This is a genomic window from Nocardia amikacinitolerans (assembly GCF_900215415.1).
GTDB classification, from domain to species: Bacteria; Actinomycetota; Actinomycetes; order Mycobacteriales; family Mycobacteriaceae; genus Nocardia; species Nocardia amikacinitolerans.
In genome coordinates this window covers 88,180-107,111 of sequence record NZ_OBEG01000010.1, presented here as the reverse complement: position 1 = coordinate 107,111, position 18,932 = coordinate 88,180, and the positions used below count along the sequence as shown (strand labels likewise).

Sequence of the window (18,932 nt, the reverse complement as noted above, 5' to 3'; positions counted from 1 at the left end):
TCCGTCCGCAGCCCGCGCGGGGCCGGAACGAAGGCGGGCGGTACGCCTACCGGACGGTGTGCACGATGAGCACGTCCGTGCGAGACTTGCGCGCCACATCCGAGGGCACCGAGCCGAGCAGGCGGCCGGCCAGGGTGTTCAGGCCGCGGTTACCGACGACCAGCAGATCGGCCTGGGTCTCCTTGAGCAGGTTGAGCAGCGACTCCACCGGCTCACCGACGATGGCGCGCTCGACGATCTCCTTGGCGCCCGCGGCCGACGCCTTGTCCCTGGCGGTGCGCAGGATCTCGTTGGTGGGGGCGGAGCCGCGCACCTGGTAGGCCTCGTCCTTGAGCACATCCGCCGCGGCGGCGACGTCACGGTCGTCGGTCGGATAGTAGGCGCAGGCCACGATCAGGGTGGAACCGGCATCGCCGGCCAGTGCCGCGGCCTTCTCGACGGCCTTGTACGACGACTCCGATCCATCGGTACCTACGACAATGGTCCGGTAGGCGGTCATCTGTTCCTCCAACTGTGCGGGTCGGGTGCCTGCGTCCAGCGTCCCGGCAAGTCGGGCACCGGCGCGGCGACTGCGCTCGACCATAGCCGCTCTCCGGGCGGAAACAGCAGAAATCGCAACACATCACACTCGCCCATGTCGGGCTTTTCGCCCCGGCGTTCGGTCATCGAATGCGGTGGGGCCTTGGCGACCTGCGTGGACTCAAATTCTCGTGGGTAATCCTGTGATAAATCACAACCGCAATGAACGTTCTTGCGGGCCTGGGATATTCATCACAGAATACTGCCCCCCGGGGCGCCGCCACACTGTGACGCGGTACCGGGCGCTCCGCTACGGCCCTGCTGAGCCCTGGCCAGTTGCGTTGCGGCCGGTCCCTCGGGTCACCGGCGCCGAGCGGATATCCGATTGCGGCTCCGCGCCTTCCGAATAGCGAGCGCGTCATCGCGATTCACCCGGCCGACTGGGCAGCCGCGACCAAATCGGACGCCGCGCGCGAATGCCGCGCGTACTCCAACGGCGCCATTCCGACCTCTGCGGCGAACTCGCGGGAGAAATGCGCCTGATCGAAATAGCCGAGTTCGACGGCCAGGGCGGCCAAATCCGCGTGCCGCCCATTGGCGAGGAGTTCCGCGCCGTCCTGCAACCGGTAGCGGCGCAGCACCCACTTCGGCCCCGCACCGACGTAGCGCCGGAACATCCGCTGCAGGGTGCGGACTGGGACGCCGAATCGGTCGGTGACCTGGTCCACCCGAGTGAGCGAACGGTCGTGCTCCATATCGTGCACGATCCGCGTGACCAGCACGAACGTCGGGTCGTGGCCGCCCGCGCGCGGCGCGAGAAACTCCTCGACCAGCGCGCGGCGGTCCTCGTCGGAGGCGGCGGCCAGCACCCGTTCGGCGAGCCCGGCCGCGTCCGGGAACACGTCGGTGAGCGGCAACGATCGGTCTCGGAGCGACCCGACGTCCAATCCGGTGACGGCGCCGAACCCGCCCGCACGGAACCGCGCCCCGAAGGTCATCCCGAGCCCGGAGAGCTCACGGGTGAATTTGGTGGTGCACACGCCGGTGACGAAGCCGCCGGTGCGCTGCGCGGACTGTTCGAACGTGACGTTCACGCACGGGAACGGCAGCACCTCCGAGACATAGGGAGGCCGGTCGCGCAGATCCCAGCGCACCACCCAATGCCACTCCACGAACTCGTTCACCCCCGGACCCGCGGGCAGCCGGGTCAAGCTCCGGTACCGGGACTGCTCCCTCGGGTGCAATATTCCCTTCTCACTGCCCGCCGGGGTCCGTCCCTCAGTGACCATCGCGCCTTCTCTCCTGAGGTTGTCGCTTTCTTACAAGATCGGACGCACCCGCCCTGCCAGAGTCGAAGTCATGACGACATCGGTGAATCCCATCCCCTCCGGCTACCACTCCATCACCTGCTTCCTCGCGGTCGCCGACGCGAACAAGGCCATCGAGTTCTACTCCGCCGTCTTCGGCGCGAAGGTGGTCAGCCGCAGCGATCTGCCCGACGGACAGCCGGCGCACGCCGAACTCGAGATCGGCGATTCGACGCTGCAGCTCGGTATGCCGATACCCGCCAACGGCGTTCAGGCACCCAACGGCGAATGGGTGCACACCTCGATCGTGCACTACTGCCCCGACGTGGACGCCGTCATCCAGCGCGCGATCGAGCACGGCGCGCGCAGCGCCGAGGAGCCGCAGACCTTCGTCAGCGGCGACCGCTTCGGCGTCGTGATCGACCCGTTCGGTCACCGCTGGGCGGTGATGACTCGCGTCGAGGACATCTCGCGCGAGGAGGCCCAGCGCCGGGTCGACGAGTGGATGGCGTCGCAGAGCTGACGCCACGGCGGACGCCATCGCGACTCAGCTCAGTCCGGCGGCGTCCATGCCGCGCAGCTCCTTCTTCAGGTCGGCGATCTCGTCGCGCAGCCTGCCCGCGAGCTCGAACTGCAGCTCGCGGGCGGCGTTCATCATCTGCGCGGTGAGCTCGGTGACCAGGTCGGCCAGTTCGGCACGCGGCATCGACTTGATGTCGCGGCCCTCGATGACGCCCGCGCTGACCGCACGCCCTGGTTCGCCTTGGGCACGCCTGCCGCGGCTGGCGTTGCGACCCGAGCCGCCGACCTCGACCTCGTCGGCCTCCCGGTACACCTGGTCCAGGATGTCGGCGATCTTCTTGCGCAACGGCTTCGGGTCGATGCCCATCTGCTCGTTGTAGGCGATCTGCTTGGCCCTGCGCCGCTCGGTCTCCTCGATCGCGTGGCGCATGGAGTCGGTGACCTTGTCGGCGTACATGTGCACCTCACCGGAGACGTTGCGGGCCGCGCGGCCGATGGTCTGGATGAGGCTGGTGCTGCTGCGCAGGAAGCCCTCCTTGTCGGCGTCCAGGATGGCGACCAGCGAGACCTCCGGCAGGTCGAGACCCTCGCGCAGCAGGTTGATGCCGACGAGCACGTCGTACTCGCCGAGGCGCAGCTGGCGCAGCAACTCGACGCGGCGCAACGTGTCGATCTCCGAGTGCAAATAGCGCACCCGGACGCCGAGCCCGAGCAGGTAGTCGGTGAGATCCTCGGCCATCTTCTTGGTGAGCGTGGTGACAAGCACCCGCTCGTCCCGCTCGGTGCGCTGCCGGATCTCGTGCAGCAGGTCGTCGATCTGCCCCTTGGTCGGCTTCACCACCACCTTCGGGTCGACCAGGCCGGTCGGGCGGATGACCTGCTCGACAACCTCGCCGCCCGCCTGCCCCAGCTCGTATGGGCCAGGCGTCGCGGACAGGTACACCGTCTGTCCGATGCGATCGGCGAACTCCTCCCAGGTGAGCGGGCGGTTGTCGACCGCGGACGGCAGCCGGAAGCCGTACTCGACCAGATTCCGCTTGCGCGACATGTCGCCCTCGTACATGCCGCCGATCTGCGGCACGGTGACGTGCGACTCGTCGATGACGAGCAAAAAGTCCTCGGGGAAGTAGTCGAGCAGCGTCGCGGGCGCCGACCCGGCCGCGCGGCCGTCGATGTGGCGCGAGTAGTTCTCGATGCCGGAGCAGAACCCGACCTGCCGGATCATCTCCAGGTCGTACTGGGTGCGCATGCGCAAGCGCTGCGCCTCCAGCAGCTTGCCCTGGCGCTCGAACTCGGCGAGCCGCTCCTCGAGCTCCTGCTCGATGTCGCGGGTCGCGCGCTCCATGCGCTCCGGGCCCGCCACGTAGTGGGTCGCCGGGAAGATGCGCAGCGTGTCCACCTTGCGCACCACGTCGCCGGTCAGCGGGTGCAGGTAATACAGCGCCTCGATCTCGTCGCCGAAGAACTCGATGCGCACCGCGAGTTCCTCATAGGACGGGATGATCTCGACGGTGTCGCCACGGACCCGGAACGAGCCGCGGGTGAAGGACAGGTCGTTGCGGGTGTACTGCACGTCGACGAGCAGCCGGAGCAGCGCGTCCCGGTCGACCTCGGTGCCGACCTCGAGCTGCACCGAGCGGTCCAGGTACGACTGCGGCGTGCCGAGGCCGTAGATGCACGACACCGAGGCGACCACCACCACATCGCGCCGGGACAGCAGGCTCGAGGTCGCCGAGTGGCGCAGCCGCTCCACGTCGTCGTTGATCGAGCTGTCCTTCTCGATGTAGGTGTCGGTCTGGGCGATGTACGCCTCGGGTTGGTAGTAGTCGTAGTACGAGACGAAGTACTCGACCGCGTTGTGCGGGAGCATCTCGCGCAACTCGTTGGCCAGCTGGGCGGCGAGCGTCTTGTTCGGCGCCATCACCAGGGTCGGGCGCTGCAACTTCTCGATGAGCCACGCCGTGGTGGCCGACTTGCCGGTGCCGGTGGCCCCGAGCAGGACCACGTCGCGCTCGCCCGCCTTGATCCTGCGCTCCAGCTCCGCGATGGCCGCGGGCTGATCGCCCGCGGGCTGGTGCTCGCTGATCACCTGGAACTGCCCCTCGGCGCGCTCGATGGCGCCGACGGGACGGAACTCCGAACGCGCGAGCGGGGTCTCGCCTTCGGCGGGAATCTCGGTAGCGAAAGCCATGACAACCAGCGTAGGCGCAGGCACCGACAGATTTCGCGGCCCGGTGACCCGGCGCACGCGCGGGGCCTTCGAGTGGGGCCGAACTCCCCTCCTGCTCGGCCCCACTCCCGGCGGAGCGGAAACCGAACGGAACACTCTTGCCTGGGCCGCGGTCCAGGATATCGACCGCAGTTATCGGTTGGCAAATCCTGTAATTTCAATTTTCAATTACCTGCCGCCACCTGCTCCGACCGCGACCGCGTGCCGAACCCCGAGCATCGGCCACGCGCACGAGCGCAGGACTCGACGGAACGGCCGCGACGGTAGATTCTGACTGCATGACACAGGCACCAGCAGTGAACGTGCACCGACCCAAGGTCGAGTACTTCGATGTCGCGAGCCTGACCAACACGGACCCCAAGGGGTTCGTGCGGCCGGTCGAGCGCTATCGCGTCGAACCGTGGGGCCTGTACATGGCACGCACCGCCGACCATCCGCAGTTCCACTACATGGAGTCCTGGCTGTTGCCCGAACTGGGCCTGCGCGCAACGGTTTTCCACTACAACCCGGCGCATCGGCGCGATCAGGACTACTACCTCGACCTCGGCGAGTTCACCAGGATCGAACCGAAGAAGTGGCGGTCGGTCGACCACTACCTCGACATCGTGGTGCGCTCCGAGCGCGAGACGATCCTGCTCGACGTGGACGAACTGCTCGCCGCGCACGCCGCGGGCCTGATCGGCGCGGCCGAGGCGGAGGCCGCCATCCAGCACGCGACCGCCGCGATCGACGGCATCGCCGCGCACGGACATTCCCTCGACGACTGGCTCGCCACCCGCGACATCGAGCTGACCTGGCTCTGACCGCCGCCGATCCCACCGAAAAACCTCGAGCGCCCGGCGGAGCGATTCCCGCTGGGCACTCGCCCGCACCGCGCCCGACGACCTCCATCGGCTGAGCCGCACCGGTTTGCGACGGGCTTGCTCACCCGCTTCCGAAGCCCCGCGCCCACGAAGAACGACCCCGTGAAGGAGAAATACCGGAAATTCTGGGACGGCCGTTCGGTCGGCTGTCGTGATTCGGCCGGAAGAATGGCGGTGCCGGTTACCCGGCGGTATCGATATCAGTGTGCGCACCGATATGACGACCGCCACTCCCCAGGACACACGTGAGCACAGCATCCGGCTTTCCGGAGAATTTCCGGTGAAGTAGTCCGAAATGGGAGATTCGCGCGATAACGGTCAGCCGAGCAGCCGCCGATAGGCCGCGTCGAACCACGGTTCCTTCACCGCGTAATACGCCTCCGACGCGGCGTCGCCGACGAGCCCGGCCGCCTTGGCCGCCGCCTCGCGCTTCACCGCGAGGTACTCCTCGCGCGCCGCCGCGTCCGCGCGCAGCCAGTCGCGGAAGGCAAGCGCGAACCGCTGCCCCGGCGACCCGTCCACCCGGATGTGCACGTTGGCGAGGCGGCCAGGGTCGGCGTTGCCGTGCAGCCGCTTGGCCCAGCGGGCGATGTCGGTCCCCTCCGGATCACCCTCTGTCGGCTTCGGATTGTCGTGCGTGACATGCGCTTTCACCGGGAACCCTGCCGCACCGAGCGCGTCGCGCAGCCCGTCGGCCGCCGCCAGATCAGCCACCGTGACCTGGAGATCCAGCACGTCTTTCGCGGGCAGACCCGGCACCGCCGTGGAACCGATGTGATCGATGCGGGAGGCCGCCGCGCCGCAGGCCACCCACAGTCGCGCGATCAGCCGCTGCGCCTGCGCGGCCCATTCCGGATCGTGCGGGACCAGCCGCAGCTCCCCTCTCGCCGCGGGCGTCCCGGTGCGCAGGTTGCGCTCGAACGGCACCAGCCGCTCCTCCCACAGCCGGTGCACCGTGGCGTCGACCTCGCCCGCAGGGCCGCTGTTGTCCAGCAGGACGTCGGCCACCGCGCGCCGCTGTTCGTCCGTCGCCTGCGCCGAAATTCGGGCCCGCGCATCGGCTTCCGTAACGCCGCGGAATTCCGCGAGACGACGAATTCGAGTTTCCGCGTCGACGTCGACGATCAACACCAGATTCATCAACGGCGCCAAACCATTTTCCACCAACAGCGGAATATCTTGGACGACAATGGCGTCCGCCGGGGCCGCCGAAATCAATTCCGCGGTGCGCTTTCCGACCAGCGGATGAGTAATGGAATTCAGGGTTGCCCTTGCCGCGTCGTCGGCGAACGCGACGGCCGCGAGCGCCGGGCGATCCAGGCTGCCGTCCGCTGTGAGGATGCCGGGACCGAACGCCTCGACCAAGGCCGCGAGTCCCTCGCTGCCCGGCGCGACGACCTCCCTGGCGATCAGGTCGGAATCGACGATGACCCCGCCACACTCGGCGAGGATCCGCGCCACCGTCGACTTGCCAGCTCCCATGCCTCCGGTGAGGCCGATCCGCAACATTCGTTCAGTTTCGCATCCGCCGTGCCCGACCGGCCGACCGCCCGGCGGGGCCCAACGGGGGCACACCGCGCGAACAAGCGGATTACCCACCCACCCCGGCAATTTCACTCACGGCGGCGCCAATTGCCCGTTCCGTGACGCGGCCGAGACCGATTCGCAACATTTACGTCGGAACCGCCGCGCGGCCCGACAACTTTCCGACACGCCGAGGCAATTACTTCCGCAAAATACTGTGTTCCACACTTTCGTTCCGCTAATCTTCGCCGTGGCGATCCAGGCCAGTACCAGCAAGCAAAGGAAAACCATTGGGCACCAGAATCAACCAGACGGGTCGCCACCGCCTGGGCATGGCGGGCGGGGTGCACTGCCTCGAGATCCCCGCCGTCGCGGCCGCGCTCGCCGAGCACCGCCGCTCTTGGTTCACCGCACTGATCAGTCCGGCCCGGCACAGCTTCGCGGCCATGCGAAAACGCTCCACCGTGGCCACGGCCTACTGGGTACCGGCGACCGCCAACTGAACTCGTTCCACGACAGTGGCCCAGCCGCTCGGCTGGGCCATTCGCGTGCGCCGAGCCTGGCTCAGAGCTTGGCGCCCTCCACGACGGCGGTGAACTCGCGCACCTCGGCGCGGAAGCGGGCGAGACCCTCCCGGTCGAGGCCGGTGGCGTCGGCGATCTTCCTCGGGACCTCCCTGGCCCGTTCGCGCAGCGCCGCACCGGCCTCGGTCGGTCGAACCAGCACCGAGCGTTCGTCCTCCGCGGAGCGCACCCTGCTGATCAGCCCCGTGGTCTCCAGCCGTTTCAACAGCGGCGACAGGGTGCCCGAGTCGAGGTCGAGCGCCTCGCCCAGCTCTTTCACCGTCACGGTTTCGCGCTCCCACAGCACCAACATCACCAGGTACTGCGGATAGGTCAGCCCGAGGTCGTCCAGCATCGGCCGGTAGAGCCGCGTGAGCGCCCGCGAGGCGGCGTACAGCGCGAAGCACACCTGGTTGTCGAGCTGGAGTTCGCTCGTCTGTGTCATGGTCACCACCTCTTTGTCGAAGGTAGTAGCCGATTCAGTGGCCTGCAATTCACCCGGCGCGATCCGGCGTTGGCGAAAGTGCGATCTTCGCATTGCGACCTGGGCGTTCGCTGGCGGCAGCCGCCTCGGCCGCGTGCTCGAGCGAGTGCACCGCCGCGATGCTCAGCCGCAGTTCGCCGCTCGCGGCGAGCTCGACCAGCTCGCGCAGCACCCTGGCGCGCTCGGCGGCGCCGATCTCCTGCGCCCGCTGGGCGCCCCAGAAGCCTTTCACCACAGCCTGTTTGAAGATGAGGGTGCCCGGCGAGATCGTCCACGGCTTGCCGGACAGCGCGCCGAAGGAGATCAGCTCACCGTTCGGCGCGAGCAACTCGAGCAGGTCGGCGCCCGCAGGACCGCCCACCTGATCCACGGCGCGCACGATCGGCGCTCCTTCGGTGGCCGCGGCGGCTCGGTCGAGCCAGCCGTCGGTCTCTGTGTCGACGACCGGTTCGTAGCCGAGTTCGCGCAGAGCGCGCACCGACGCCTCGCCGCGCACCAGATTCAGCACGCGCACGCCGCGGCGTCGCGCCAGCAGGTTCAGCAGCCGCCCCACCGCGCCGTTCGCGGCGTTGACCACCACCCAGTCGCCCTGCCGCACGCGCAGATCGTCCAGCAGCACCGCGGCGCTGAACGGCATCGCGAGCAACTGGGCGGCCGTCTCGTCGTCGATCGAGTCGGGCACCGGCAGCGCCTGCGCCGCCTTGGCGACGAAGTACTCGGCCCACACCTCGGTCGCGCCGGAGACCGCCACCCGCTGACCCACAGACCGGTCGGTCACGCCCTCGCCGACCGCGTCGATCCGTCCGACGCCTTCGGTGCCGGGGATCGCGGGCAGCGGCGGCCGGTACCCGTAGACGCCGCGGATGATCGCGAGGTCGTGATTGTGGATCGGCGCGAGATCGAGCGCGATCCGCACCTCGCCGGGACCGGGCTCGGGCAGCGGCCGGTCCGCCGTGGCCAGCACATCCTTCGGCTCCCCGAATTCTTCGATGACAACGGCTCGCACGTCCGCCTCCTTCGCTCGTGGTTTCGCGATACCGGACCAGAGTAGCTCGCAATTCAATTGTGCCCAATCAAATGGGCAGTGTGTCGCGTCACCCCGGGACCGGGTGGCACGGCGGCTACGGAGGTCAGTCCCCTGGCGAATCGCCCGACGCCCGGCGCGCCGACCACGCGTCGATCACGCCGTTCAGCTGGGCGACCACCGTCGCGAGCCCCGACAGATCACCGCCGATCTGGTACGAGCGCAGTTCGGCGGGCGCGGGCAGTTTGGCGACGATCTCGGGCAGGTTGGCGACCAGGGTGGCCTGGATGTTGGCGTCGTTCTGTGCGTTGGCGGTGGTGACGCGTTCCCGCTCGCGCTGCACCACGAGCAGCTCGCCCTCGTGTTCGGCGCGCTGCCGCGCCGTCGTCAGCGCCAGCTCGCCGTCCACTTCCACGCGGCGCAGCTCTTGGCGCAGGCGCAGGTTCTCGAGCAGCTCGGCGTGCTGTTCGCGTTCCAGCCGCACGGCGTGCAGCGCGGTCTGCTGCGCGAGTTCGGCGACCGCGCGCTTGTCGTCGTGTTCGCGGGTGGTGCGCCGCATCCGCTCCGCGGTCTCGCGGTCGAAGCGCGCCGCCTCGTTGCGGTCGCGCAGCTGCGCGAGTTCGCGCTCGTTCTCGATGCGCCGTTCCTCGCTCGACCGCTGCGCGGCCGCCTCCCTGGCCGAGATCGCTTCCTGCGCGGTGAGTTCCGCCAGCCGCGCGACCTGATTCTGTTCGGTGCGGTAGGGCTTCTGCAGGTTCTCCCACAGCGTCGAGGAACTGACCACCGCCTCCTTGATCTGCACGGTGACGATCCGCAGTCCGAGGCCGCGATCACCGCCGCCGGTCTGCGCCTCGCCGCTACCTTCGGCGACCGCGCGCAACCGGGCGGTGAGCTCCTCGATGATGGGCTGCTTGTCGCTGAGCACGTCGCGCACGCCCATCGTGGACACCTTGTCCTTGATGGCGGCCTCGGCCTGCTCCCGCAGCTGGATGTTGACCAGCCGCATGGGATCTTCGGCGTCGGAGAAGTCGAGCTTGCGGTACGCGGTGCCGAAATCCTCGATGATCCATTGCACGTAGCCCTGCACCAGCACGCCCTGCAGCTCCCGGCAGATGCAGTAGGCGTTGATCAGGATGGTCTGCATCGCGCCCGGCACCACGAGATAGGAGTCGGTGGCCGGGTTGTATCGGAACGACACACCGAGCCCGATGTGCAGCGGTTCCGCGCGCCCGCGCCTGGTGTGCACCACGAAGGCGTTGGGCGGCACCAGCACCGTGCGCCACCGCCAGAAGCCGGTGACCCGCACCTCGACCGGTCCCGCGCCCTGCCCCTGAACGCTCTGGCCGACCCGGTCGGCCCGCTTCGCCAGCGCGCTGCGCGGCTGTAGCGGAGCGCCGGGCGCCTGCGGCGCGGGCGCCCCCACGGCCGCGGGCTTGCGCGTGCGCAGATCGTCCTCCAGCGCCGCCTGCTGCGCGACGACCTGATCGAGATAGGTGTTCTTACCCGGATTACTCCCCATGGCCGCGCACACTACCGGCGAATCCCCCCGCCCCCAACACTTTTCGTTCGACGCACGGAGTGGGGCTCAACTCGCCGAGGACAGCGCCTCCGGCGCTCGCTCGCCGAGCCCGCCGACCCGCCGCAGAAAACTGCGCCAGACCAGCGCCGCGGTGGCGCCGAAGCCGACGCACAGCCCGAGCCAGACGCCGGGCCCGCGCCAGGCCACCGCGAACCCGCACACCGCCATCGCGGGCACACCGAGCGCGAAGTAGCCGACCAGGGTGTCGCGCAGCCCCGCCTTGGTCTCGCCGATGCCGCGCAACAGCCCGATGCACACGTTCTGCGAACCCTTGCAGTACTGCTGGACGATGGCGAACCAAAGCAGTGTCGAGGCCGCCGCGACCACCGCCGCGTCGTCGCGATCACCGCCGAGGAACGGCGCGAGCACGGCGCCGGGGAAGAGCACGTAGCCGAGGCCGACGACGGTCATGAATCCGAAGCCGAGCGCGAACGTGCGCCGCGCGATGCCGGCGACCAGTGCCCATTCGCCCCGGCCGACGGTACGGCTGATCAGAATCGAAGATCCTTGGGACAGACCGATGTTCACCTGGTACACGATGTAGGCCAGCTGGTTGACGATATTGTTCGCCGCGAGCGCCACCGGCCCGAAGACGCCCATGAGCAGCGTGGCGATCGAGGTGACGGCGGCTTCCGCGCCGTAGGTCAGGGCGATGGGCGTGCCCATCCGCACGATCCGCCGCATCGTCTCGCGGTCGGCTCGCCAGGCGCGCAGCGAAAGCAGCTGCCCGAGTGCGGGGTCGCGCCGCACGGTCGCGAAATACGTGCCGCAGGTCCATATCTGGACCAGCGTGGTGGCCAGCCCGATGCCCGCAAGTCCCAGCTTCGGCAGGCCGGACCAGCCGAACAGGAACAGCGCGTTCAGCAACGCGTTGACCGCGATGGAGACCAGCGTGACCCGCAGCAGCGACCCGGCGCGCCGCATGCCGACGGCGAACTGCCGCAGCACGTTCAGCCACAGCATCGGGATCAGACCGGGAGCCAGCGTCCAGATGATGGGCCTGGCCAGGTCAAGCACGACGGGATCCTGGCCAAGCCAGGCCAGCGCGTAACCCAAGCCGACCAGCGACACCGCGCCCGCCGCGGCCGTGCCGGTGGCGACCGCCAGCGCGGCGCGCACGTACCCGCGGATTTCGGCGCGCGCCGTCTCGTCGAGATCCGCCGTGCCCGTTCGCTTCTCACCACGACCAACGGCCGCGGCGATCATGTTGCCCACCCCGGTGACCATCCCGACGCACATGGTGCGCCACTGGTTGTAGAGCAGCAGCGCGAGTCCACCCGCCGCCACCGCGGCGACGCCGAGCAGCCCCATCATCGCCAGGTCGACGGTGGTCAGCGCGACCTGTGCCAGCTGGATGCCCGCGATCGGCGCGGCCAGCGCCACGATCGCCCGGTAGTCCGCCAAGCGCGACACGAAACGAAAGGACATGGTCGCCTCAGCTTCCCGTGCGCGCGCTGTCGAATTCCGCCAGCCGCAGCGATTCGTCGTAGGCCGCGAAGAGTCGGCCGATGCGCCGCTGGGCTGCCTCGTCGTAGAGCCCGCGCGCCACCAACCACTCCTCGTCGTACACGGTGTCCAGGTACTTCTCCCCCGCGTCGCACACCAATACCACCACGGTGGCGCCCGCGGGCAGGTGCACGAGGCGGCCCAGCGCGGCGAACACCGCCGCGCCCGCGGTGCCGCCGACCAGAATTCCCGTGCGTCGCGCCACGACTCGCGCGGTCGCGAACGCCTCGCGGTCGCCGACCCGGCAACTCTCGTCGATGGCGTCGTACTTCACGTTGCCGCCCACCGGGAACCCGGCCGGACTACCCGCGCCGGTCTGCCAATACGGCCCGCCCGCACCGCCGAAGATGATCGAACCGACCGGCTCGACCCCGATCGCGGCCACCCCCGACCCCAACCTACGCAGCTCGTCGACGGTGCCGCACAGCGATCCGCCCGTGCCCACCGCGCCGACCAGGTAGTCCACGTCGGTGTGCAGATCGGACAGCAACTCGCAGGCCAGTTCGCGGTAGCCCGCGTTGTTGTGCGGGTTGTTGTGTTGATCGGGACGGAAAGCACCTGCGCGCTCGGCGATCTCGGCCGCGACCCGGCGGCGTTCCACCGTGCTCGGGCCGCCGGTATCGTCGCCCGCCACGCGGACCAGCCGCGCTCCCATCGCTTTCATGGCGCGCAGTTTGTCCTCGGCGGCATGATCGTCGACGACCGCGGTGAAGGTGTAACCGCGTTCCAGCGCCAACAGCGCCAGACCCGTTCCGGTGTTGCCCGAGGTCGGTTCGACGATGTGGCCGCCAGGTCGCAGGTGTCCTTCCCGTTCGGCTTGCAGCACCATCTCCCGCGCCATGCGCACCTTGGCCGAGCCGGTCGGGTTGAACCCCTCGAGCTTGAGCAGCAGACGCGTCCCGGAGCCGGTGCGGACCAGTTCGAGCAGCGGTGTCGCGCCGATCAGCTCGGAAGCGTTGCGCACCACGTTCTCCCGTGGTCGCGGCAGTCGCGTCGTCATCGGTCCAGCCGCCAGCGCAGTCGGCCCGCCGCCTCGGTCACCACGACCTTCGGCGGCAGTGGCAGCTGATGGAACTCGCTCTCGTTCTTGTCCATCTGATACCCGGCGGTGTTCGGATACAGCAGCAGGTCACCGTGTTCCGGTCGCTGCGCCATCGGCACTTTCCGCCAGGTGAGCACGTCGTACTCCATGCAGCTCGCGCCGCCGACGCAGGAGGCGACCGGTCGCGCGGCCGGGTCGGCGCTGCGCGGCACCAAGATCGGGTCGGGCAGGAACTCGCTGCCCTTCCATTGTTCGGAGACGCTCATGCTCAGCCCCTGGACCGTGGTGATCCCGTAGTCCGCGTTCTGCTTGTAGCCGAGCACGGGGAAGACGGTGCACCCTGCGTCGATGAGCAGCGCACGGCCCGGTTCGAGAAGCAGCTCGATTTCGTTGTCCCGCAGTCGTTCCGCCAGTGTCCGTCCGTCGAACTCGGTGGCCAGGATGGCGTCGAGCATGGCCGGTCCGGTCGGGCCTTGGTGGTAGGGATAGAACTTGTCGAAGGTCTTGCCCGCGTGGAACCAGCCGGGGTTCCGCTCGGCCAGGAAGCGCGCCCAGTCCGCTTCGGCGAGATAGCTGCACGCGAAACCGCCGCCGATCGAGATCGCCGAGATCGGCAGCCCCCGCGCCTTGGCCGTGGCGCACGATCCGATCAGCGCGTTGGCGAGTTCGGCGCGCGGTGCGACGGCGTATCCGTCCAGGTGGAAGGAGAATCCGATCAGTTCGACGACCGAGGCCAGTCGCGCGCACCGCTCGATCGCGTGCTCGAGGTCGGCCTCGGACAACCCGAAACGACTGTCCTGCGTGTTCGGCGGCAGCCGCCGCAGCAGTACCCGCACCCGCCCTGCGGAGGCGGCGATCGCCGCGAGCCGCTCGAGCTCGTCGAGCGCGTCGATCGCCACCACGCAGTCGTGCCTGGCCGCGAGGCGCAGCAACCCGGTGCTTTTCGCGGCTCCGGTGACGCCGATGTCGCGGCCGCGTATCCCGTGCGCGAGCGCGTGCACGAGTTCGGGTTCGCTGGCCACGTCGACCGCCCCGTCGAGCTCGGCCACCGTGTCCAGCCAGCACCCCGCCTTGTTGGCCTTCTTGCCGTAGTAGACCCGCCCCGCCACGCCGCGCGCGGCCAGGACGTCGCGGAACGCGTTCAGGTTGGCCGCGAATCGATCCGGATACACGAGGTGGAACGGACCGCCGACAGCGTGCTGGATGTCGAACAGAAACTCCGGCTCCGCACGGACGCGGCGCAGCCAGTCCGGCTCCAGCGCGGGCAGCGACGGGACGTCGGGCAGCGCGGTGTTCACGACCACAGCCGCACCCGCTGTCCGCGACCGGCCGCCACCGCTCGGGTGGCCAGCGCGTGCGCCACCGGGATGTCGGTGATGATCATGCCGCTGGAGAACGCGAAGACGCGGTCGTCGTCCGAGCGGCGGCCGGGAGCGCGGCCCGCCACGATCTCCGGCAGTTCCGCGTCGATGGTCACTACTCCGTCGGGACCCGCCAAACGCGTTCCCGTGACACCCAATTGGCCCGCACTGGTGGCGATGGCGTAGTCGGCCTCCCGCAGCGGGCCGCCGGCCACGCCCTTGCTGGCCACCGAAACGAGTAGTCCGCCGGGCTTCAGCCATTCGGTGCGGACCTGCGGGTGCGCGGCGCGTCCCGAGGCGGCGACCACGATGTCGGACTCGGCGACCGCGGCGGGTACGTCCTCGACGAGTTCGACCTCGCGGTCCGGAAACCAGCGTCGCAGCGTGGCGATGCTCTCGGCGATGCCGTCGGGATGCGTGCCGAACAACCGCAGCCGCTCCAGCTGGGGCAGCGCGGAAAGCAAGTAGGGCAAGGTATTCCGGCCCTGGACACCGGTGCCGATCATCAGGACGCTCGCGGCGTCCGGCTTGGCGCAGTGCGCGGCGATGATCGCGGTGGTCGCGCATGTGCGCGCCGCGCCGATCCGCTGACAGTCCATCAACGCGAAGGGAAGGCCGGTCGTGTCGTCGTAGAGAGTGATCAGCTTCACCGGGCAGCTGGATTCGCCGCGGGCGTAGGCGCGGTAGCCGTCGGTCACCAGTTCGATGACCTCGGCGGGGGTGAGACGTGACGTCCGCCACACCTGGTAGTCACTTGCAGAAAATGGGAAACCCGCCCTAGGCTGACCGAGAAACCTGATAGTGACTATCAGGTACTGACAGGAGGGGCCATGTCGCTACCGACCCTGACCAAGGAGCCCGGCCAACGACCCGTCCCGCCGCCGCGGCTGCGCGCGCTCGGACGCTGGGGCGCGGCCATGGCCCGGTACCGCCGGATCGTCCTCGGCGTCTGGCTGCTGCTCGCGGTGCTCGGCGGCGCCGCCTATCCGCTGCTGCACGATCGGCTCGGCGCGCCCGACTACACCGTGCCGGGTTCGGCCTCCAGCGAGGTGGACAGCCTTGCGGCGCAACACTTCCCGCAGTTCGGCGCGGAACAGGACCTGCTCGTCTTCCACTCGGCGCGGTTCACCGCCGACGCCCCCGAGTTCCGCGCCGCGATCGACCGCGCGCTCGTCGCCGCGCGCGAGACCGCGGGCGTCACCGGTGCGCTCGGACCGTTCCAAGGCAACGCCGCCGCGCAGATCTCCCCCGACCGGCACACCGCGTTCGGCATTGTCGGCTTGGCGGGCGACATGTCCGAGCGGGTCGCGGTCGCCACCCGGTTGCAGGCGGCCGTCACCGCGATCTCCGACGCCGACGTCCGCGTCGCGGTCACCGGTTACGGCCCGGCCCAAGCCGATCTGATGGACATCGAGACCGCCGACATGCAGCGCGCCGAGACCATCGGTCTGCCCGTGGCGGCCGCGGTGCTCGTCCTCGCGCTCGGCGCGCTGGCGGCCGCGACGCTGCCGATCACGGTGACCGCAGCGGGCATCGCGGCGGCCGTGGGCGCGCTGTTCGGCCTGACCACCTTCCTGACCTTCGACTCGCTGGTGCTCTCCGTCGCGACCATGATCGCCACCGGCACCGCGATCGACTACGCCATGTTCATCGTCAGCCGGTTCAACGAGGAACTGACTAGACGCGGGGTGCGCGACCGCTCGGCGCGCGCGGAGATCGACCGCGCGGTCGCCGTCGCGCTGGACACCACCGGCCGGACGGTGCTCGCCTCCGGTCTCATCGTGCTGATCTCGCTGTGCTCGCTTGCCGTGGTCGGCCTGCCGATGCTCGACGGGGTCGCGATCGGCGTGGTGACCGCCGTGCTTGCTACGTTGTCCGCGGCCGTCACGCTGCTGCCCGCGCTGCTTGCGACGCTCGGACCGGCCGTGAACCGGGGCGCGTTGCCCGCGCGATTGCGCCCCGCGGAGACCCGCTCGACGGCGGCGTCGAGCGCCTGGGCGCGCTGGGCGCACACCGTCATGCGCAGACCGGTAATGTTCGGCCTGCTCGGCGTCGCCGTGCTGGCCGTGGCCGCCGCGCCGATCACCGGCATCCGGTACGGCATCGACATGGGTCTCGATTCGCTCGGCGACCGGCCGAGCGGCCAGGCGACCCAACTGGTGCGGGACAACTTCGGCCCCGGCCTGCTCGCCCCGCTCGCGGTACTCGCGACCGGACCCGACGACGGGCCGCTGCTGAGCGCGGCGCAATCGCGGGTGCACGAGTTCGCCGACGAGCTGTCCAACGATCCGCGCGTGGCCACGGTGTTTCCCCAGCAGTCGGCGGGACGGATCATGATCACGGTGGTGCCGCGGGAGTCCTTCGACTCCACCAGTGTCGCCGAACTCACCGACGACATCCGTTCCCGCGCCGGCGAATTCGAGGGCGCGCAGTTGCGCGTCGGCGGCACGCCCGCGACCTTCGCCGAAGTGTCCGAACGGATCACCGCCCGCTTCCCGTGGGTGATCGCCCTGGTGCTGTCGGTCTCGCTGGCTTTCCTGATCCTGGCGTTCCGCAGTATCGTGCTCGCGGTCAAGGCCATTCTGCTGAATCTGCTGGCCACCGGCGCGGCGCTGGGGATCACCGTGGGTGTGTTCCAGTACGGCGTCGGCGAATCCGTGCTCGGCTTCCAGAGCACCGGCTTCCTCCAGGTGTATCTGCCGATGCTGGTGTTCGCGGTGCTCTTCGGTCTCTCGATGGACTACGAGGTCTTCCTGATCCGGCGCATGAAGGAGGCGTGGGACCGCGGTAACGACAACGCCGCCGCGGTCGCCGAGGGATTGCAGCGCACGGCACGCCCGATCACCGCCGCCGCGGCCATCATGGTCGCCGTGTTCGCCAGCTTCGTGACCGCGGAAGTATTGGAGCTCAAGCAGATCGGGCTCGCGCTGGCGGTCGCCATCACCATCGACGCGCTCGTCGTGCGACTGATCCTGGTGCCCGCGTTCATGCGGCTGTTCGGCCGGTGGAACTGGTGGCTGCCGAGGTGGCCCGCCAAGGCCGACAACGCTACCGTCAGCGGACGATCAGCTCCAGCGCGTCGATGATGGATCCCACCGCCTCGGTGTAGACCTCGCTCAGCGGCTCGGCGAAATCCCTTCCTGCCCAATGGTCCAGCGCCGCGACACCGCCCCAGATGGCGGTGGAGGCGGCCATCCGGACCTTCAGGTCGTTGGGGTCGCGCCCGCAGCGTTCGGCGAACAGCTGACCGAACTGTTTCTCCAGTTCGCGCATCTGCCTGGTCTGGCCGTCCCGCACCTCGGGAAAGGCGCGCACGTAGCGCAGCCTGCGCGCGATGCGGTGTTCGGAGTCCGGGGTGATCAGTGCCGCGATCATCACCGGCACCAGCGGCCGCGCCACCGCGAGAAGCGCTGCGGGATCGAGGGTTTCGCCGTCGCCCGCGGTGCGCAGCACCTCGAGCAGGTGCGGATCCGCCTCGTCGTAGAGGACAAGCATCTCCTTGGTGCCGAAGTAGCGGTAGATGGAGCTTGGCGAAACGCCCGCTTCGGCCGCCACCCGCTCGACGGTCACCTCGCGATATCCGTACTCGTCGAACAGATCCAGCGCGACCCGCTGAATCCGGCTCATCGCCTCGACCTTCCTGCGTTCCCAGAGGGTGGCTGGGAACCTCCGGTGTGTCGCCGTCACAGGCCCACCGCCCGCACCAGATCGAGCATCTCGATGTGGAAAAGCTTTGCCGGATCCTGCGATTGGGGCCGCAGGTGGCCGTACACCTCGAGCGCGATCGGGCCGTGCATGCGGCCCCACATCCGCAGCGCCAGCGCCAGCGCGGCCGGGGGTAGGTCGGGAAAGTCGGCGCGCACGTGCTCGACCAAGTCCGGGTCGAAGTCCGACCACGTCGAATCGCCGAGGGATTGCGTCGCGGCGGCGTGCGGCCAAGCGGCGGCGGCCAGGCCGACGAGTCCGTCGCAGGCACGCAGCTCCGCCGTGCGCGCCGGGCCCTCCGGCGGCGGCTGGTAACCGCGCACGGGATCGCCGTAGATCAACCGGAACCCTTCGGGATTCGCGACGGCCCATTCCCGGACGGCCTCGCCCCAGGCGATGATTCGCCCGCCGGGGTCGTCCTCGGGGACGGCGTCCCGCGCGGCCTCCAGCCGGTCGATCAGTCCGGTGTAGACGTCGGAGATGAGGGTGGTGATCAGCTCGTCGCGGGTGGCGAAGTAGCCGTACAGCGCGCCCGCGGTCATGCCCATCTCGCGCGCGATGGCGCGGAGCGAGATCGCGTCCGGACCGCCCTCGGCGAGCAGTCGCCGCGCGATGGCCTTGATCTCCTCCGTCGCCTCCGCACGCAAACGTTCCCTGCGACTCTGCACCTCGACCACGGTTGACACTCTACAGCGTGCGACTA

The 18,932-nt window shown here is 69.3% G+C and carries 17 protein-coding genes; 4 read left to right on the top strand and 13 right to left on the bottom strand.

Annotated elements, in window-relative coordinates; translation table 11 throughout:
* Window positions 1–46: 46 nt before the first annotated feature.
* Together CRP45_RS32445 and CRP45_RS32440 are read right to left on the bottom strand one after the other, a co-directional pair.
* Window positions 47–499, bottom strand: a complete 453-nt coding sequence (locus tag CRP45_RS32445) for a universal stress protein (RefSeq protein ID WP_067793162.1) — start codon at window positions 497–499, stop codon at window positions 47–49.
* A 448-nt stretch (window positions 500–947) separates the two neighbouring features.
* Window positions 948–1,808, bottom strand: a complete 861-nt coding sequence (locus CRP45_RS32440; RefSeq protein ID WP_097248426.1) for a helix-turn-helix domain-containing protein — start codon at window positions 1,806–1,808, stop codon at window positions 948–950.
* A 70-nt stretch (window positions 1,809–1,878) separates the two neighbouring features.
* Between CRP45_RS32440 and CRP45_RS32435 the strand changes: the two genes are divergently transcribed.
* The gene (locus CRP45_RS32435; protein WP_067793165.1) at window positions 1,879–2,349 is read left to right on the top strand and encodes a VOC family protein; all 471 of its coding nucleotides are present in this window, start codon (window positions 1,879–1,881) and stop codon (window positions 2,347–2,349) included.
* A 24-nt stretch (window positions 2,350–2,373) separates the two neighbouring features.
* On the opposite strand, the gene uvrB is transcribed toward CRP45_RS32435, so the two are convergent.
* The gene (uvrB, locus tag CRP45_RS32430) at window positions 2,374–4,539 is read right to left on the bottom strand and encodes an excinuclease ABC subunit UvrB (RefSeq protein ID WP_097248425.1); all 2,166 of its coding nucleotides are present in this window, start codon (window positions 4,537–4,539) and stop codon (window positions 2,374–2,376) included.
* Window positions 4,540–4,856: 317 nt separating this feature from the next.
* Here uvrB and CRP45_RS32425 point away from each other — a divergent pair, with 317 nt between their 5' ends.
* Window positions 4,857–5,381, top strand: coding sequence for a ribonuclease FAU-1 family protein (locus tag CRP45_RS32425; RefSeq protein WP_067793173.1), 525 nt, complete (start codon window positions 4,857–4,859; stop codon window positions 5,379–5,381).
* 378 nt (window positions 5,382–5,759) lie between these two features.
* On the opposite strand, the gene coaE is transcribed toward CRP45_RS32425, so the two are convergent.
* A complete protein-coding gene (gene coaE / locus CRP45_RS32420) occupies window positions 5,760–6,950 on the bottom strand; it encodes a dephospho-CoA kinase (RefSeq protein WP_097248424.1) in 1,191 nt (396 codons plus the stop codon).
* Between the two features lie 305 nt (window positions 6,951–7,255).
* Between coaE and CRP45_RS33575 the strand changes: the two genes are divergently transcribed.
* The gene (locus CRP45_RS33575; protein ID WP_143861601.1) at window positions 7,256–7,468 is read left to right on the top strand and encodes a hypothetical protein; all 213 of its coding nucleotides are present in this window, start codon (window positions 7,256–7,258) and stop codon (window positions 7,466–7,468) included.
* A 61-nt stretch (window positions 7,469–7,529) separates the two neighbouring features.
* Here CRP45_RS33575 and CRP45_RS32415 read toward each other — a convergent pair whose 3' ends face one another.
* The 7 genes from CRP45_RS32415 to CRP45_RS34860 all read right to left on the bottom strand — a co-directional run bounded on the left by CRP45_RS32415 (window position 7,530) and on the right by CRP45_RS34860 (window position 15,267).
* Complete coding sequence (locus CRP45_RS32415; RefSeq protein ID WP_067793176.1) at window positions 7,530–7,973, bottom strand: MarR family winged helix-turn-helix transcriptional regulator; 444 nt, start codon at window positions 7,971–7,973, stop codon at window positions 7,530–7,532.
* 49 nt (window positions 7,974–8,022) lie between these two features.
* The gene (locus CRP45_RS32410) at window positions 8,023–9,018 is read right to left on the bottom strand and encodes a zinc-binding dehydrogenase (RefSeq protein WP_097248492.1); all 996 of its coding nucleotides are present in this window, start codon (window positions 9,016–9,018) and stop codon (window positions 8,023–8,025) included.
* A 124-nt stretch (window positions 9,019–9,142) separates the two neighbouring features.
* On the bottom strand, window positions 9,143–10,555 hold the full coding sequence (locus CRP45_RS32405; protein ID WP_097248491.1) for an SPFH domain-containing protein: 1,413 nt from the start codon (window positions 10,553–10,555) through the stop codon (window positions 9,143–9,145).
* Window positions 10,556–10,621: 66 nt separating this feature from the next.
* A complete protein-coding gene (locus CRP45_RS32400; protein ID WP_097248423.1) occupies window positions 10,622–12,043 on the bottom strand; it encodes an MATE family efflux transporter in 1,422 nt (473 codons plus the stop codon).
* 7 nt (window positions 12,044–12,050) lie between these two features.
* Entirely contained in the window at window positions 12,051–13,121 is a 1,071-nt protein-coding gene (locus CRP45_RS32395) for a PLP-dependent cysteine synthase family protein (protein ID WP_097248422.1), read from the bottom strand.
* Window positions 13,118–14,467: an alanine racemase gene (locus tag CRP45_RS32390; protein ID WP_245910663.1), complete on the bottom strand. Its 1,350-nt coding sequence runs from the start codon at window positions 14,465–14,467 to the stop codon at window positions 13,118–13,120. The genes CRP45_RS32395 and CRP45_RS32390 overlap by 4 nt, the downstream gene beginning before the upstream one ends.
* Entirely contained in the window at window positions 14,458–15,267 is an 810-nt protein-coding gene (locus CRP45_RS34860) for an ornithine cyclodeaminase (protein WP_245910662.1), read from the bottom strand. Before CRP45_RS34860 ends, CRP45_RS32390 begins: the two co-directional genes overlap by 10 nt.
* An 87-nt stretch (window positions 15,268–15,354) precedes the next feature.
* Here CRP45_RS34860 and CRP45_RS32380 point away from each other — a divergent pair, with 87 nt between their 5' ends.
* Window positions 15,355–17,610, top strand: coding sequence for an MMPL family transporter (locus CRP45_RS32380; protein ID WP_097248419.1), 2,256 nt, complete (start codon window positions 15,355–15,357; stop codon window positions 17,608–17,610).
* On the opposite strand, the gene CRP45_RS32375 is transcribed toward CRP45_RS32380, so the two are convergent.
* Entirely contained in the window at window positions 17,579–18,151 is a 573-nt protein-coding gene (locus CRP45_RS32375) for a TetR/AcrR family transcriptional regulator (RefSeq protein WP_097248418.1), read from the bottom strand. The two genes, CRP45_RS32380 and CRP45_RS32375, sit on opposite strands and share 32 nt — an antisense overlap.
* Window positions 18,152–18,207: 56 nt before the next feature.
* Window positions 18,208–18,906: a TetR/AcrR family transcriptional regulator gene (locus tag CRP45_RS32370; RefSeq protein WP_097248417.1), complete on the bottom strand. Its 699-nt coding sequence runs from the start codon at window positions 18,904–18,906 to the stop codon at window positions 18,208–18,210.
* Window positions 18,907–18,932: the final 26 nt, after the last annotated feature.